Genomic DNA, 14,458 nt, shown 5'->3' on the forward strand with positions numbered 1-14,458 from the left:
CCTCAGTCCCAATTCGCGACCGGGGGCAGGCTCATCAGGATCGCGTCAATATTGCCGCCGGTCTTCAACCCGAACAACGTGCCGCGATCGTAGACGAGGTTGAACTCGGCATAGCGCCCGCGCCAGCGGCGCTGCTCGGCCAGATCGTCAGCGGTGAAGGCGTCGTTCATGCGCCGTCTGACGATCCGTGGATACGTGTCGAGGAACGCGCGCCCGACATCCTTGGTGAACGCCAGATCGCGGGCGAAGTCGCTCTCGAGGTGATCGTAGAAGATGCCGCCGACGCCGCGATGCACCTTGCGGTGGGGGATGTAGAAATATTCGTCCGCCCACTCCTTGAACCGCGGGTAGTAACCCGCGTCGTGGCGCTCGCACGCGGCCCTCAGCGTCGCGTGGAAGTCCGCGGTATCCTCCGCCACCGGCAGCGGCGGGTTGAGGTCCGCGCCGCCGCCGAACCACTGCTTGGTGGTACGCAGGAAGCGCGTGTTCATGTGCACCGCGGGGACGTGCGGGTTGGCCATGTGCGCGACGAGGCTGATGCCGGTCGCGAAGAAGCGCGGGTCCTCGCCCGCGCCGTGGATCGTGCGCCCGAACTCGCCCTCGAACGTGCCGCCGACTGTGGAGACGTTGACGCCGACCTTCTCGAACACGCGGCCCTTCATCACGCCGCGTACGCCCCCGCCGCCGGGATCGCCCGACGGGTCGGCGCGGTCCCAGGCGAGATAGTCGAACGTCGCATCCGACCCCGCCTCGCGCTCGATCGCCTCGAACTCGGCGCAGATCAGGTCGCGCAGATGCTCGAACCAGGAGCGGGCTTGGGTCTGTTGGTCGTCGAGCTGGAACATGGGGCTGCGCTTAGCGGGCGAGGGGCCCCCGCGTCGAGGCGGCAGAATGTCTCACGTTGCTCGACTCTAGGGCCACGCGTCCGTCTGCCTGAGCGCCTCGCCCAGGATCATCGCGCACGACACCGCAACGTTCAACGAGCGCATGCCGCTACGCATCGGCACGCGCACGCGCAGGTCGGCGCGCGCGTGCACGTCGGCCGGCACGCCCGCGCTTTCCGAGCCGAACAGCAGCACGTCGTCCGCCGCATACGCCGCTTGCGTGTAGGGCACCGCGCCGCTGGTCGTCGCCAGCACCAGCCGGCCCCTCGCGGTGGCAACGAACGCCTCCCAGTCGACGTGGCGCGTCACGCTCGCCGCCGCGGCGTAATCCATGCCCGCCCGCGCCAGCGCGCGGTCGCTCCACGGAAAGCCCATCGGCTCGATCAGGTCGACGCCCACGCCCATGCACGCCGCCAGCCGCAACATGGTACCGACATTGCCCGCGATATCGGGTTGAAACAGCGCAATACGCATGGGCGGAGCCTTACCGGCTCGTTACGCATCTGCAAAATGGGATTGGCAAAGCGACGGCGGCTTGGCTATCAGGCGATCAAGGGATCGGTCGGGGGATGGCCGGCCGACAAGGGGGGTACGCGGGCGTGTCAGGCTCGCCACGTGCCCCGCAGGGCAATGCAAGGGCGCGTGTGAATGGCGACTGTCGACGATCGGCTTCCTCCGGGTGAGGACCCCGCGCTCCTCGCGGACGACACCTTCCATGATCCCCGCCGTCGCGACTTCATCAACATCGCCGCCGTCTCGTTCGCCGGGGTCGGCGCGCTCGCGATCGTGCTGCCGCTGATCAACCAGATGAACCCATCGGCCGACGTGCTCGCGCTGTCGACGACCGAGCTCGACATCTCGAAGATCGAGCCCGGACAGGCGATCAAGGCGAGCTTCCGCAAGCAGCCGCTGTTCGTGCGCAACCTGACCCCGGCCGAGATCGCCGCCGCCGACGCGGTCGGCATCTCCGAACTGCGCGATCCGCAGACGCTGGAAGAGCGTACCAAGGCGGGCAAGAAGAACTGGCTGATCACGCTGGGCGTCTGCACGCACCTGGGCTGCGTGCCGCTGGGCGCGGGCGAGGGCGAGAACAAGGGCCCGTTCGGCGGCTATTTCTGCCCGTGCCACGGCTCGGCCTATGACACCGCGGGTCGCATCCGTCAGGGTCCAGCGCCGAAGAATTTGGTCGTCCCCGAATATGCATTCAATTCCGACACCGTCGTGACGGTGGGTTGAGGTAGCAGCAGATGAGCTTTCCCTGGGCCAAGCATTATGAGCCGAAGCAGCCGCTGATGCGGTGGGTGGACGAGAAGCTGCCGCTGCCGCGCCTCGTCTACAACGCGATCGGTGCGGGTTATCCCGTGCCGCGCAATCTCAACTATTTCTGGAATTTCGGCGTGCTCGCGGGCGCGGCCTTGGTGTGTCAGATCGTGACGGGCGTCGTGCTCGCCATGCATTATGCCGCCAACGGCGCGGTCGCGTTCGGCTCGGTCGAGAGCATCATGCGCGACGTCAACGCGGGCTGGTTCCTGCGCTACGCGCACGCGAACGGCGCGTCGATGTTCCTGGCGGTGGTCTACATCCACATCGGTCGCGGGCTTTATTACGGCTCGTACAAGGCGCCGCGCGAGATGGTGTGGCTGTTGGGCGTCACGATCTTCCTGCTGATGATGGCGACCGCCTTCATGGGCTACGTGCTTCCCTGGGGGCAGATGAGCTTCTGGGGGGCGCAGGTCATCACCGGCTTCTTCTCGGCGCTGCCGCTGGTCGGCGAGTCGATCCGCGTGTGGCTGCTCGGCGGGTTCGCGCCCGACAATGCGACGCTCAACCGCTTCTTCTCGCTTCACTATCTGCTGCCGTTCGTGACCGCGGGCGTCATCATCCTGCACATCTGGGCGCTGCACATTCCGGGGTCGAACAACCCCACCGGCGTCGACGTGAAGGGCGAGCAGGATACGGTGCCGTTCCACCCCTATTACACGGCCAAGGACGGCGTCGGCGTCGCGGTGTTCTTTCTGATCTTCGCCGCACTCATCTTCTTCTCGCCCAATCTGCTCGGCCACCCGGACAATTACATCGAGGCGAACCCGCTCTCGACGCCGGCGCACATCGTGCCCGAATGGTACTTCCTGCCGTTCTACGCGATCCTGAAGAGCTTCACCGCCGACTTCCTGCTGCCGGCGAAGCTGTGGGGCGTGCTCGCGATGTTCGGCTCGATCCTGCTGCTGTTCTTCCTGCCGTGGATCGACTCGTCGCCGGTGCGCTCGGCCAACTACCGTCCGACCTATCGCTGCTTCCTGGTCGTGCTGCTGCTCGACATCCTGGTGCTCGGCTACGTCGGCGGTGCGGAGGCGAATGCGCGCAACGTGATTCTCGGGCAGATCGCCGCGGGTTATTATTTCGCGCACTTCCTCATCATCCTGCCGCTGGTCTCGGCGTCGGAGCGTCCGCGCCCGCTGCCGAACTCGATCACCGAGGCGGTGCTGGAGAAGCACGCCGGTACCTCGCCCGCCAAGACCGCGATGGCGAGCTGAGCCGAGCAGCGACGAAAAGGGGATAAAGAACACAATGGCTCGTCTCATTTCGATCGTGATCGGCGCGGCGTTCGTTTTCGTGCTGGCGATCGCGTTGATCGGCACCGCGAGGACCGCGATCACCGATCCCGCGCCCGAGAGCGCGGAACACGTCTTCCACCTCCACCCGGAGCGGATCGGGCTGCCCTCGGCCGGCCTGTTCGGCAAGTTCGACCGCCAGCAGGTCCAGCGCGGCTTCGCGGTGTACAAGGAAGTCTGTGCCGCCTGCCACTCGCTCAAGTATGTCGCATTCCGCGACCTACAGAAGATCGGCTATTCCGAGGCCGAGGTGAAGGCGATCGCCAATCAGTGGGTGATCGAGCAGCCGAGCGTGAACCCGGAAACAGGTGAGCCTGCGACGCGCAAGAACCTGCCGTCCGACGTCTTCCCGTCGCCGTTCGCGAACGAGGTCGCCGCGCGCGCCGCCAACAACAACGCGCTGCCGCCCGACCTGTCGCTGATCACCAAGGCACGCGAGGACGGCGACAATTACGTCCACGCGCTGCTGACCGGTTACCGCAACCAGCCGGCCGAGCTCTTGAAGGAGTTCCCGGGTGCCAAGACGCCGCCGGGGCTGCACTACAACCCGTATTTCGCGAACCTCAACATCGCGATGCCGCCGCCGCTGACCGCGGATGGGCAGGTGACCTACTCGGACGGCACCCGCGCAACGAAGGATCAGATGGCACGCGACGTCGCGGCATTCCTGACCTGGACTGCCGAGCCCAATCTGGAGGCGCGCCATGCCGCAGGGCTCGCTGCGGTGATCTTCCTGGTGATCTTCGTGTTCCTGACCTGGGGTGCGTATCAGAACGTTTGGAGGGGGGTGGAGCACTGATCGAGCGCGGCATGTCGGCAGCATAGCTGCCGCCCGCCACTCGCGCTCGATCGGCCGGCGGCGCTACAGCGCCGACCGACGACGCGGGCTTTGCCCGCGGCGCTCCCGGCAGAGACAACGAACAACGGCCGGCGCTAACGCTCCGGCCGTTGTCGCTTGTGGGGCAGGTGGTGCGCGACCGCCCGACACCACCCGCCACGCTCCCACCACCGTCATCCCGGGCTTAACCCGGGACCCCCGCTAATCTCGGCCGCTGCAAGAAGAAGCGGGACCTCGGCTCAAGGCCGGGGTGACGAGAAGGGGCCGGGTAAGGTCAATTCACGTCCGGAACCCACCCGAACGCGCAACCGCTCCCCTCCCTGACAAGGCAAGGGCTGGGGGTTAGGCCGCCTGGGCACGAAGCGCTCCGTGTAGGCCAACCCACCCCTGACCCCTCGGTTGTCAGGAACGGGAGAAGGTCCGTTACCTTCCGTATCCGTTCGACCCCGCTACCCCTTGCACCCACCCGCCGCACCGCCGACAAGCGCGCGCATGGCAAATGACGACCTCAAGGCGCTGATCCGCACCATCCCGAACTTCCCCAAACCCGACATCCAGTTCCGCGACATCACGACGCTGCTGCTCTCGCCGACCGGCGTCGCCACGGCGGTCGAGCGGATGGTCGCCGCCACGCACAGCCCGGTCGACCTGGTTGCAGGGATCGAGGCGCGCGGGTTCCTGTTCGCCGCTGCACTGGCGGTGCCGCTGAACGCGGGCGTGTTGCTGATCCGCAAGGACGGCAAGCTGCCGGGCGCGACGATCGCGGAGGATTACGCGCTCGAATACGGGCAGGACCGGATCGCGATCCACGCCGACGCCTGCGCGCCCGGCGCGCGCGTGCTGCTGGTCGACGATCTGATCGCGACCGGTGGCACGGCGCGTGCTGCCGTCCGCCTGCTGCGCAAGGCCGGCGCGAGCGTGACCCAGGCGCAGTTCCTGGTCGACCTGCCCGACCTGGGCGGCGCCGACGCGCTGCGCGCCGAGGACATCCAGGTGGACGCGCTGGTTTCGTTCCCGGGCCATTAAGGAACTTCGATGTCCCGCCTCCGTTCTACGATGAACGGCGGCGCGTACCTGCCGCTATCCTGCGTACGGGAGTGAGCAGATGATCTTCAAGCGATTGGGTCTGGTGGCGATCCTGGGCGGCCTCGGCCTCGGACTGGGCGCGTGCACCGACGGATACGGCTATAGCGGCGTCAACGTCGGTGTCGGCAGCGGCTATTACGGCAATGGTTATTACGACGGCGGCTACGGCGGCGTCGGCTACTATGGCGATCCCTATTACGGCGGCGGGTTCGGCGGTGGCTTTGCCCCGAGCTACTTCGGCTGGTACAACAATTATTATTATCCCGGCACCGGCGCGTTCGTCTACGACCGCTATCGCCGTCCGTATCGCTGGAATGACAGCCAGCGCCGCTATTGGGAAGGCCGACGCGGCAACCAGCAGGTGCGGCAGAACTGGGGCGATTTCCGCCGCGACGTGCGCAACGAGCGGCGCGATTATCGCGGCGACATGCGCGACAATCGCCAAGCCTATCGCAACGGCACGATCACGCGCGACCAGTTCCAGCAGGGCCGTCGGGACGCGCGGCGCGAGTATCGCGGCGACGTGCGCCAAGACTATCGCGACCTGCGCCGTCAGAACCGCGCCGAGGGCGTTCGCACCCCGCGGCCCGAAGGTGCCTTCCGGCCCGGCGGTCGCGGCGACGGCTTCCGCGGACGCGGCGGCGGTGGTGGCTTCCGCGGTGGGCGCGGACCCAATCCGCGCTGAGAACGGCCAAGGCGGAGCGGTGGGTAACCGCTTTGCTTCATCGGCGTTCGGTCATGCAGAACGGTAACGATCGTCCCCGGCGTGGTCGCGGTGGTTGAGCAGTCGCCAGACAAGCTCAACCTCCAATCAGTCAACTCGAGCGCTGTCTTCAATCGTGAGCGGCAAGCCGGGCGGCTGCCTTAGTCAGCAGCCTGCTACCGCCTCAGCACACCACGAAACGGCCGATCGTCGCCGTCCAACCCCGCACCGGCGGGCAGACCCAATAGGTCGCGCAGCAGCGGTGCCACCGCGACATTATCGAAATCGCCGATCCGCTTGCCGCGCACGAACGCCGGCCCGGTAGCGATGAACAAGGCGCGCATGTCGGGCGCGTCATTGTCGTAGCCGTGGCTTCCACCCTCGCGCGCGCGCGTCGGGGCCGTCTTCTCGATCGTCCACGCACCGCCCGGACCATCGTCGGCGAGGCACAGGAACGGCGGCACGCGGACGTTCGCGCCGTAATGCAGACGCGCGGGCACGTCGGCCTTGGCCCAGCATTTCATGTGCGGGTGCGGGCGCAGCAGCGCCGCCGCGACCGCCGCCTCGCGCCCCGGCGCCGGATACAGGCTGGCGGTCGGTCCGGCCTCGAACACCTGCGCGTCGGCGGGCGGCACGATCCGGTCGAGCGCGATCGCGCGCGTGCTGCTGGTCGCCGCCATGCCGTGATCGGCGACGATCACCAGATTGGCGGGCTGTCCCAGTGCCGCGAGCCCCGCCACCAGGTCACCGACGCGCTGGTCGACCTGGGCCACGGCCTGCGTCGTGCGCGCGTCGTCCGGGCCATAAGCGTGCCCGGCGCTGTCGACCGCGTCGAAATACAGCGTTACCAGCCGCGGCCGCGTCGCTGCGGGGCGGCGCATCCAGTCGAGCACCGCCGCCACGCGCTGCTCGCCCGTCACCGCCTGGTTGAATTGCTGCCAGTCGGACGGTCGCGTGCCGCCCGTCACCTCGCCGTGCCCGCCCGCCACACGCGTGCCGCCCCAACCGACGTTGGCGCCGGGCCAGAACATCGTCGCGGTGCGGATGCCCGCCTTCTCCGCGATCACCCAGATCGGTTCGGCCGCGTTCCACCAGAACGGGTCGTCGCTCGCCATGGTGAAGGTTTCACCCGGCCGCGCCGGGTCGATGAACGAATTGGCGACGATGCCGTGGCGATCGGGGCGCAGCCCGGTGACGATCGTCCAATGATTGGGAAAGGTCTTGGACGGGAAGCTCGGCCGCATCCGCGCCGACACGCCGCTCGCCGCCAGCCGCGACAGATTGGGCGTCACGCCGCGGTCGAGATAATCGGGCCGGAACCCGTCGATCGACAGCAGGATCGTCACCGGCGCGCGCGCTTCCTGCACGGCGGGCGCGACCGCGGGGGTGGTGTAGGGCGCGCCGCTCGCGGGCGGCGCCGGCTGCGTCAACGGCGACAGCGCCGGCGGCGTGTAGGGATAAGCGCACGCGCCCAAGGCAGCGAGCGCGGCGAGCGGGAGGGCCGAGCGCAGCATCGCGTATCGCTCTAGTCGCGGACGCGAGCCTTGTCTCGCCCGATGCTGGCTGCGCGAGGTCGCCGGCATGGCGTCGTCCTACGTTGTTCGCTGCAAGGGACGGGGCGGGGGACTTGTCCGCGCTGTCCTCATCACGAAAGCGCGGTATCGGGCGGTCCGCCATCCCCGAGCACCGTCACCCGGACCTGATCCGGGATCCCGCTGCCTTGTCCCTAGCGGAAAAGAAGTGAGGCCCCGGATCAAGTCCGGGGTGACGCAAAAGGCGGTGCAGTGCGTGTCGCCGACACGCAAGAGCAAGATGAACCCTTACGCGCCTCGCGGTCAACTCAGGCCTTTGCCTCTCACGTCATTACAGCCCAACCGCGAGCTTCGCGAACAGCGTCCAACTCACCGGCGCGTCGCCGTACGCCGCATCGAGCGCGTCGGGCTTGGCATAAGCCGCCACCGTTCCCCCCAGCGCGACGCCCAGCGGCCCGACGATCGGCAGGCGGTAGGCATAGCCGCCCTCCGCCTTGGTCACGCGAAAGCGCCGGTCGTGCAGCGGGTCGTCATGGTCGGGAAACAGCTCGTCGTTGGTGACATTCTCCACCCGGCCGAACACCGCGTGACGGGGCGTGATCTCCCACGTCGCCTCGGCGAGATAGCCGTTCAGCACGTCGCCAGGCTGGCGGTCCTTGCGCGACCAGGCGAGGGTGGTCGACACGCCGCCTCGCGCCCATTGCACGCTGGCGGTGGTGCGATTCTCGTTCTCGCCTGGATGCTGCACCTCAGGTTCTTTCAGCCAGCCGTGGCCGACCTGCACCGCCAGGAACGGCGACGGCGTCCAGGTGCCGCGCACGCTCCATGAATCGAGGCGAATGGGATCAAGGTTCCAGCGCCGTTCGTCGGGCTCGCGGCCCTTGAACCACGATCCTTCAAGCTGAAATTTGGGCGCGGACAGCCCTGCGGTCACCACGCCGTAAGTGATGTGCGTCGAATCGAACCAATGGTGCGTGATCGGCGACAGTGGCTGATAACGTGCCGATCCGCGGTGCATGAACGCCGACGGACCCAGCGCCGGCTCGCCGACCGGCCCGCCGTAGAGGAACAAATTGACGTCGCCGCCCAGCCGATAGTCGAGGCGCGCCGCCAGTTCCATGAACAGGTCGTGCGGGTGCTGCCGGTCGACCAGCGGCACGCCGTTCGCGGTCTCGCCGGTCGCGAACAGATTGGGATAACCGCGCTGCCCCATCGCGGGCTCGAGACTGCTCATCGCGCGCAACTGCAGGTGGAAGCGATCGCCCAGGTCGCGGTCGCCCATCAGCATCGCCATCGACTGCACGAACGCCATGTCGCTCCCACGAGGACCCCCCTGGTCGGTGACGCTGCCCCAGGCATAGCCGTGCGCCATCACCATCCACTCGCCGGCCGAGAACATCGCGCCGCGCATTGGGCCCTCCGCAGCGGGCAGCCGCGCGGTGCCGCTGCCGGGCGAATACCAACCGTTCGCGGTCCCCATCGTCATCCCCGACATCGCCGCGCCCACCGGTGCGCGCGCGAGCGCGGCGTCGCTCGCCTGCCGCCACGCCAGCGTTGCGGTGAAGGTCATGGGGTGGTTCATGCCGGCGTGGTCCATTCCTTGAGCCGTGCCGGCGTGACCCATTGCGGCGTGCTTCCCCGACGTCGGATCGGACTGCGCCGGCATGTCATGGCCCGCGTGGTTCATGCCTGCATGATCGCCGCCCGCATCGGTCACGATGCCGGGCATCGCTGCGTGCTGCGAATGGTCGGTCGGCACCTGACCGGATGGTGCGGCTTGGTTCTGTACCGGCAGCGGACGGGCATGATCCATGTCGGCGTGATCGCCGTGGGCATCGTGCGCTCCATGCGACACCGTTGCCGGGTCGGCGGGAAGCGATGCTGCGTCGCTGCGCGGTGTCGCACGGGCTTGAAGCGCGCCTGCGTGGCCTGAATGACTCATGTCGGCATGATCGGAGCCCGCACCATGCGTGGCATGGGCGCGCGCGGTAACGGACGGGGCGCCTCGACCGTTCGTGTGAGCAGCTTGCACCGCCCCGACGCGGTGCGCGCGGGACTTGGCGGTTTTCGGCCCAGCGGCGCGCGCACGCCGGGGCGGGGCGGGGCGGGGCTTGGCCGCATCCGGCGAGGCGGCAGGCATGGGCATGTGGTGGTGCTGCGCCGCGACCGTCGACGGCAGCAGCGCGCCCGCCGCACAGGCGGCGAGCAGAATTGGGCGATACATGAAAAGAACTCCGAGAACGGGAACGCGTGACGCGCGTGATGGCGCGGCGGTTATGCCGTTTTCGGAGGGGGCGGTGTTGGCCGGATCGTTTCGCCCGGTGCGAACCGCACGGCGCGCGCCGGTGCCGCGCGTACAACTGGCGGTATCGCACCGCCCAGCCGTGCCCCCAGCAGCATGTCGGGCGGGATGCAACCCAGACAGTCGTGCCCGTCGGCATGCGACCCGCGCTGCTCGCCACCCGCGTGGCTGTTTACCTGGCCGCTCGTGTGATGCGGCGCCGTCGCGTGGTGCATGCCCGCCTGTGCCTGAGGCTCAGCCTGACACGACGCTCCCGCGTCATGGCAGGCCGGTCGCGCGGTGGCGGGCAGCGCCACGATCAGCGCGAGGAGGAGCAGCAGGCGACGGAGCACGATCCCTCCTTATCGCCAAACGCGTCCACTGACCATCCGGTCGCCGGTGTCACGGGCGACGTCCGGCGCGACGCGAACCGCGGCGTGGCACAGCCTGCGCTTAAGCAGCGACCGCCGACCTATTTGCCGCCGCGCCGGTGCTGCACGAACACCTTGTGCCGCGCCCAATCGGCCTTCGTCCGGCAATCGGGTGCCGAAGTGTTCGGCCGCGGATCGAGCAACGTGTCGGAGAAGAACCGGATGCAATAACGATCGGTCCCGGCCTCATAGGTGACCGCATAACCGCGCGGCACCACCGGCTCCGCAATAGCGGCGGTGCTCAGGGTGAGAGTCAGGCCAGCGGCCGCGAGACGCATCGTCGGGGTCATCATCTTCTCCACAGCGGCGCCGTCATCCAGGCGCCGCTGACGCTGATGCGAGAAGTGTGCCAGTTACATAATACACCGATGCGGTTGCTGGTGCTCGCCCGCGACGCGCCAGTGTCGGGCGGAACGCGCCAACCATCGGCGGTGCTTGCAACTATGCCTATTAGCCCAGCATCACCGGCTCGCAGGAGTCAGCGCTCCGCTGCGATCGAGCCGTGCGGGAACGCCGCCGACGCTCGCGCTTTCTATCGCGCATGCGATTGCTCCTCCTCGCGCTGCTGATACCACTCGCCGCCTGCGGCAAGGGCGAGGAGGGCAAGTCGTCCGATGCCGGCGGGAAAAGTGGCGGCAACAGCGCCGCGCCGGCGCCGATGGCGTCGCCGACCGGTCCGCCGCCTAAGACCCCGGTAATGCAGGTAACGCCCGCGCCCGGCAAGCAACCGCAGTGGCTCGAACCGCGCTCCGACAAGGGCGACCCGAAGACCGCGCCGTATGGCGATCTGCTCAACCAGCCCGTCGTCGACGCACCGCGGCGCTGATCCGCCTCAACGGCGCCTGCGGGCGCGCCAGTCAACGACGTGGCGCTGAGCAGGTAGCCGAAAAACGCCGCCTGCACCGGCACAGCGCTGAGAGTGCGTCCCGCGCATCTCAAGCACCAACGCCGCCCGTGGGTCACCGCGGGCGAGCAGCGCGACCGCGCTTAAGTCGAGCAGCAAGGCATTCCAAAACGCTCGCAGCGCCAACGGACCGCGGCGACACGGCCATCAGCCGAAGCGCCATCAATCGCCCGCGTGGGTCGGCGTGCCCCACGCGAACGCCGCCATCATCACGCCGCCCGCGACCGCAGGCGCGCGCCTCACACGTTGAAGCGGAACAGCATCACGTCCCCGTCGTGGACGACATATTCCTTGCCTTCTTGGCGCAGCTTGCCCGCGTCGCGCGCACCCGCTTCGCCACCGAGTGCGACGTAATCGTCGAACGCGGTCGTCTCGGCACGGATGAAGCCGCGCTCGAAGTCGGAGTGGATCGCACCCGCCGCCTGCGGTGCCTTGGCCCCCGCCTCGACGGTCCAGGCGCGGGCTTCCTTTGGGCCGACCGTGAAGAAGGTCAGCAGGTTGAGCAATTTGTACCCCGCGCGGATCACGCGCGCGAGCCCGCTTTCCTCCAGCCCCAGCTCGGACAGGAACTCCGCGCGGTCCTCATCCGGCATCGTCGCGATCTCGGCCTCGATCGCGGCGGAGACGACCACCGCCTGCGCACCTTCGGCCGCGGCCTTGTCGAACACGCGCTGCGAGTAAGCGTTGCCGTTCGCGGCGTCCTCCTCGTTGACGTTGCACACGTACAGCACCGGCTTCGCGGTCAGGAGCTGCGCCTGCTCCAGCACGCGCGCTTCCTCCGCGTCCGCCACCTGCGTCAACCGCGCCGGCTGGCCCTCGCGCAGCAGATCGAGCGCGCGGCCCAGCACGACCGCGGCGAGCTTCGCCTCCTTGTCGCCCTGCGTGCCCTTCTTGGCGAGGTTCGGCACGCGCTTTTCCAGGCTGTCGAGGTCGGACAGCATCAGCTCGGTCTCGACCGTCTCGGCATCGGCGATCGGGTCGACGCGGTTGTCGACGTGCTGAATGTCGTCATTCTCGAAACAGCGCAGCACGTGGACGATCGCGTCGACCTCGCGGATGTTGCCGAGGAACTGGTTGCCCAGACCCTCACCCTTCGACGCGCCGCGCACCAGCCCGGCGATGTCGACGAAACCGAGCTGCGTTTCGATGATCTTGGCCGATTTCGCGATTCCCGCCAGTTGGTTGAGCCGCGGATCGGGCACGCCGACGTTGCCGACGTTCGGCTCGATCGTGCAGAACGGATAGTTCGCGGCCTGCGCGGCGGCCGTCTCGGTCAGCGCGTTGAAGAGGGTGGACTTGCCGACGTTGGGCAGGCCCACGATGCCGCAGCGGAAACCCATGCGTTGTTCCTAGTTCGTGGGGATGTAGATTGTGCGCGCACCTAGTCGCTCGGGCAGGATTTCGCCAGTGCCCGCCTAACCGTCATCCTGGGCTCGACCCAAGACCCCGCTTACCCTCAGCGTCTCTGCGCTTCACCACCGATAGTTGAAGCTCACGCTGATCCGCTCAGCTTTCGCGCTGCTCGGCATCACCTCGTGCCGCAACCAGCTTTCCCACAGGAACAGGCTTCCCACCTGTGGCTCGGCATAAACGAACGTGTCAGGCCTAGTCGGCGCCGCCATCAGCATCGCGAGCCGCGGATCCTCCAGCTTCAATGCGCCCGAACCTTCCGGCACCGCGACATAGAAGGTGCCCGACACCACGCTGTGCGGGTGGAGGTGCCCCGAATGCGTGCCGCCGGGCTTCATCACGTTGACCCACAAACTGTCGAGCTTGAGCTTGCGCCCGCCCAGATCGAACTTCAGATCGCGCGCGAACGTCGCGACATGCCGGTCGAGCACGCGTTTAAGATCAGCGAAGACAGGATCACGCTGCGGCAGGTCGGCGAGCGAGGCGTAACTGGTATAACCGCGATAGCCATGCTCCTTCGACCACACCCGCCCGGCGCGATCCTCCTGCGCGAGGCCACGACACGACGCGTCTATTTCTTCCAACAGGTCACCGTCATCGATCGACGCTTCGTAGAACAGGGTGGGAAAGAGCGCGCGGCTGGTCATGAAGACGACCCTAGCAACCAAGTGCAACAGGCGGAACAGTCGACAGAGCGGCCATAACCGCTTAGGCGCGGCGGATTGCCCGCGGCGCCATCTGCCGCACGTCCGGGGGGATCTGCTCGCATGCTGATCGAAGACGCCGCCACGATCGCCGATCTGCTCGCCTGCCCGGCCTGCAACAGCGCGGTGCGCTCCGGCCCGGCCGGCGCGGATGGTCGTGCGACACTCGCCTGCACCAATCCGGATTGTGCGCACCACACCGGGTTCGACCGCGTCGGCGGACAGGCGCTGCTGGTCGACTTCCCCACCAGCGTGCTCGACCGCGAGGCGACGCTCGCCTCGGGCGGCGCGAGCGTGGTGGAGCGTGCCGACTGGCGCGAGACGATCGGCCGCGTCGTGAACGGCCGCAACCACTATGCCGCGCATTACGCGCGCGACGTGGTCAAGCAACTCGAGGCATCGGGTGTCGAGCGCCCCGTCATCCTCGTCGTCGGCGGCGGCATCATCGGTAGCGGCGCGAATGACCTTTACGCGTCGCAGACCGTCGGCGTCGCCTCGTTCGACATCTATTCCTCGCCGCAGGTGACCTTCATCGGCGACGCGTTGTCGATCCCCTTCGCCGACAACAGCGTCGACGCGGTGTGGGTGCAGGGCGTGCTGGAGGTGACGATCGACGCGCCCAAGGTCGCCGCGGAGATGCAGCGCGTGTTGAAGCCGAACGGCCTGCTGTTCGCCAACGTCTCGTTCATGTGGCCGGTGTGCGAGGGCGCGTATGATTTCAGCCGCTACACCGCGTCCGGTCTGCGCTGGCTATTCCGCCAGTGTGCGCCCTTGTCGCTCGGCTTCTCGAACGGCCCCGGCACGATGGCGGCGCTCGCGATTCGTTACCTGTTCCAGGCATTGCTGCGCTCCACGAAGGCGGGGCAGATCGCGGCATTCCCGTTCGCGTGGCTGCGCATGCTCGATCGCTTCTGCGACGTGCGCCGCGGGCTAGACGCCGCGCCCGCGATCTTCTTCTACGGTCGCAAGACGGATACGCCCGCTGACTTCCACGACGCGATCCAATTCTACCAGGATCGCGTGCCCCTGGCGCGTGCGGCACAGAAATTGCGCGATTGATCGCCCGACCTGCG

At 67.9% G+C, this 14,458-nt stretch carries 15 protein-coding genes; 7 read left to right on the forward strand and 8 right to left on the reverse strand.

Going from position 1 to position 14,458, the window contains the following annotated elements:
* Nucleotides 1-2: 2 nt before the first annotated feature.
* Both hemF and HRV97_RS00575 read right to left on the reverse strand, forming a co-directional pair.
* Nucleotides 3-845, reverse strand: a complete 843-nt coding sequence (hemF, locus tag HRV97_RS00570; protein WP_174191766.1) for an oxygen-dependent coproporphyrinogen oxidase — start codon at nt 843-845, stop codon at nt 3-5.
* 66 nt (nt 846-911) lie between these two features.
* Nucleotides 912-1,358, reverse strand: coding sequence for a tRNA (cytidine(34)-2'-O)-methyltransferase (locus HRV97_RS00575; protein WP_174191767.1), 447 nt, complete (start codon nt 1,356-1,358; stop codon nt 912-914).
* A 174-nt stretch (nt 1,359-1,532) separates the two neighbouring features.
* On the opposite strand from HRV97_RS00575, the gene petA reads away from it, so the two are divergent.
* From petA to HRV97_RS00600, 5 genes are all read left to right on the forward strand, one after another.
* On the forward strand, nt 1,533-2,120 hold the full coding sequence (gene petA / locus HRV97_RS00580; RefSeq protein ID WP_174191768.1) for a ubiquinol-cytochrome c reductase iron-sulfur subunit: 588 nt from the start codon (nt 1,533-1,535) through the stop codon (nt 2,118-2,120).
* An 11-nt stretch (nt 2,121-2,131) separates the two neighbouring features.
* On the forward strand, nt 2,132-3,418 hold the full coding sequence (locus HRV97_RS00585) for a cytochrome b (protein ID WP_174191769.1): 1,287 nt from the start codon (nt 2,132-2,134) through the stop codon (nt 3,416-3,418).
* 34 nt (nt 3,419-3,452) lie between these two features.
* Nucleotides 3,453-4,295 carry a cytochrome c1 gene (locus HRV97_RS00590; protein WP_174191770.1) on the forward strand — a complete coding sequence of 281 codons (843 nt, stop codon included), beginning with the start codon at nt 3,453-3,455 and terminating at the stop codon, nt 4,293-4,295.
* 531 nt (nt 4,296-4,826) lie between these two features.
* Entirely contained in the window at nt 4,827-5,360 is a 534-nt protein-coding gene (locus tag HRV97_RS00595) for an adenine phosphoribosyltransferase (RefSeq protein ID WP_174191771.1), read from the forward strand.
* 79 nt (nt 5,361-5,439) lie between these two features.
* The gene (locus HRV97_RS00600; RefSeq protein ID WP_174191772.1) at nt 5,440-6,105 is read left to right on the forward strand and encodes a hypothetical protein; all 666 of its coding nucleotides are present in this window, start codon (nt 5,440-5,442) and stop codon (nt 6,103-6,105) included.
* Between the two features lie 194 nt (nt 6,106-6,299).
* On the opposite strand, the gene HRV97_RS00605 is transcribed toward HRV97_RS00600, so the two are convergent.
* From HRV97_RS00605 to HRV97_RS00620, 4 genes are all read right to left on the reverse strand, one after another.
* Nucleotides 6,300-7,637: an alkaline phosphatase family protein gene (locus HRV97_RS00605; RefSeq protein ID WP_174191773.1), complete on the reverse strand. Its 1,338-nt coding sequence runs from the start codon at nt 7,635-7,637 to the stop codon at nt 6,300-6,302.
* A gap of 349 nt (nt 7,638-7,986) precedes the next feature.
* Nucleotides 7,987-9,468, reverse strand: coding sequence for a hypothetical protein (locus tag HRV97_RS00610; RefSeq protein ID WP_246248472.1), 1,482 nt, complete (start codon nt 9,466-9,468; stop codon nt 7,987-7,989).
* A gap of 461 nt (nt 9,469-9,929) precedes the next feature.
* Nucleotides 9,930-10,289, reverse strand: coding sequence for a hypothetical protein (locus HRV97_RS00615; protein WP_174191774.1), 360 nt, complete (start codon nt 10,287-10,289; stop codon nt 9,930-9,932).
* Nucleotides 10,290-10,408: 119 nt separating this feature from the next.
* On the reverse strand, nt 10,409-10,669 hold the full coding sequence (locus HRV97_RS00620) for a hypothetical protein (RefSeq protein WP_174191775.1): 261 nt from the start codon (nt 10,667-10,669) through the stop codon (nt 10,409-10,411).
* Between the two features lie 239 nt (nt 10,670-10,908).
* Here HRV97_RS00620 and HRV97_RS00625 point away from each other — a divergent pair, with 239 nt between their 5' ends.
* Nucleotides 10,909-11,193, forward strand: a complete 285-nt coding sequence (locus HRV97_RS00625; RefSeq protein WP_174191776.1) for a hypothetical protein — start codon at nt 10,909-10,911, stop codon at nt 11,191-11,193.
* Between the two features lie 317 nt (nt 11,194-11,510).
* On the opposite strand, the gene ychF is transcribed toward HRV97_RS00625, so the two are convergent.
* Together ychF and HRV97_RS00635 are read right to left on the reverse strand one after the other, a co-directional pair.
* Nucleotides 11,511-12,611: a redox-regulated ATPase YchF gene (gene ychF, locus HRV97_RS00630; RefSeq protein ID WP_174191777.1), complete on the reverse strand. Its 1,101-nt coding sequence runs from the start codon at nt 12,609-12,611 to the stop codon at nt 11,511-11,513.
* Between the two features lie 132 nt (nt 12,612-12,743).
* Nucleotides 12,744-13,328, reverse strand: a complete 585-nt coding sequence (locus tag HRV97_RS00635) for a TIGR02466 family protein (RefSeq protein WP_174191778.1) — start codon at nt 13,326-13,328, stop codon at nt 12,744-12,746.
* A 120-nt stretch (nt 13,329-13,448) separates the two neighbouring features.
* On the opposite strand from HRV97_RS00635, the gene HRV97_RS00640 reads away from it, so the two are divergent.
* Nucleotides 13,449-14,444 carry a class I SAM-dependent methyltransferase gene (locus HRV97_RS00640; protein ID WP_174191779.1) on the forward strand — a complete coding sequence of 332 codons (996 nt, stop codon included), beginning with the start codon at nt 13,449-13,451 and terminating at the stop codon, nt 14,442-14,444.
* The last annotated feature ends 14 nt before the right edge of the window (nt 14,445-14,458 follow it).

It is taken from the genome of Sphingomonas hominis, from assembly GCF_013328205.1.
GTDB lineage: Bacteria > Pseudomonadota > Alphaproteobacteria > Sphingomonadales > Sphingomonadaceae > Sphingomonas > Sphingomonas hominis.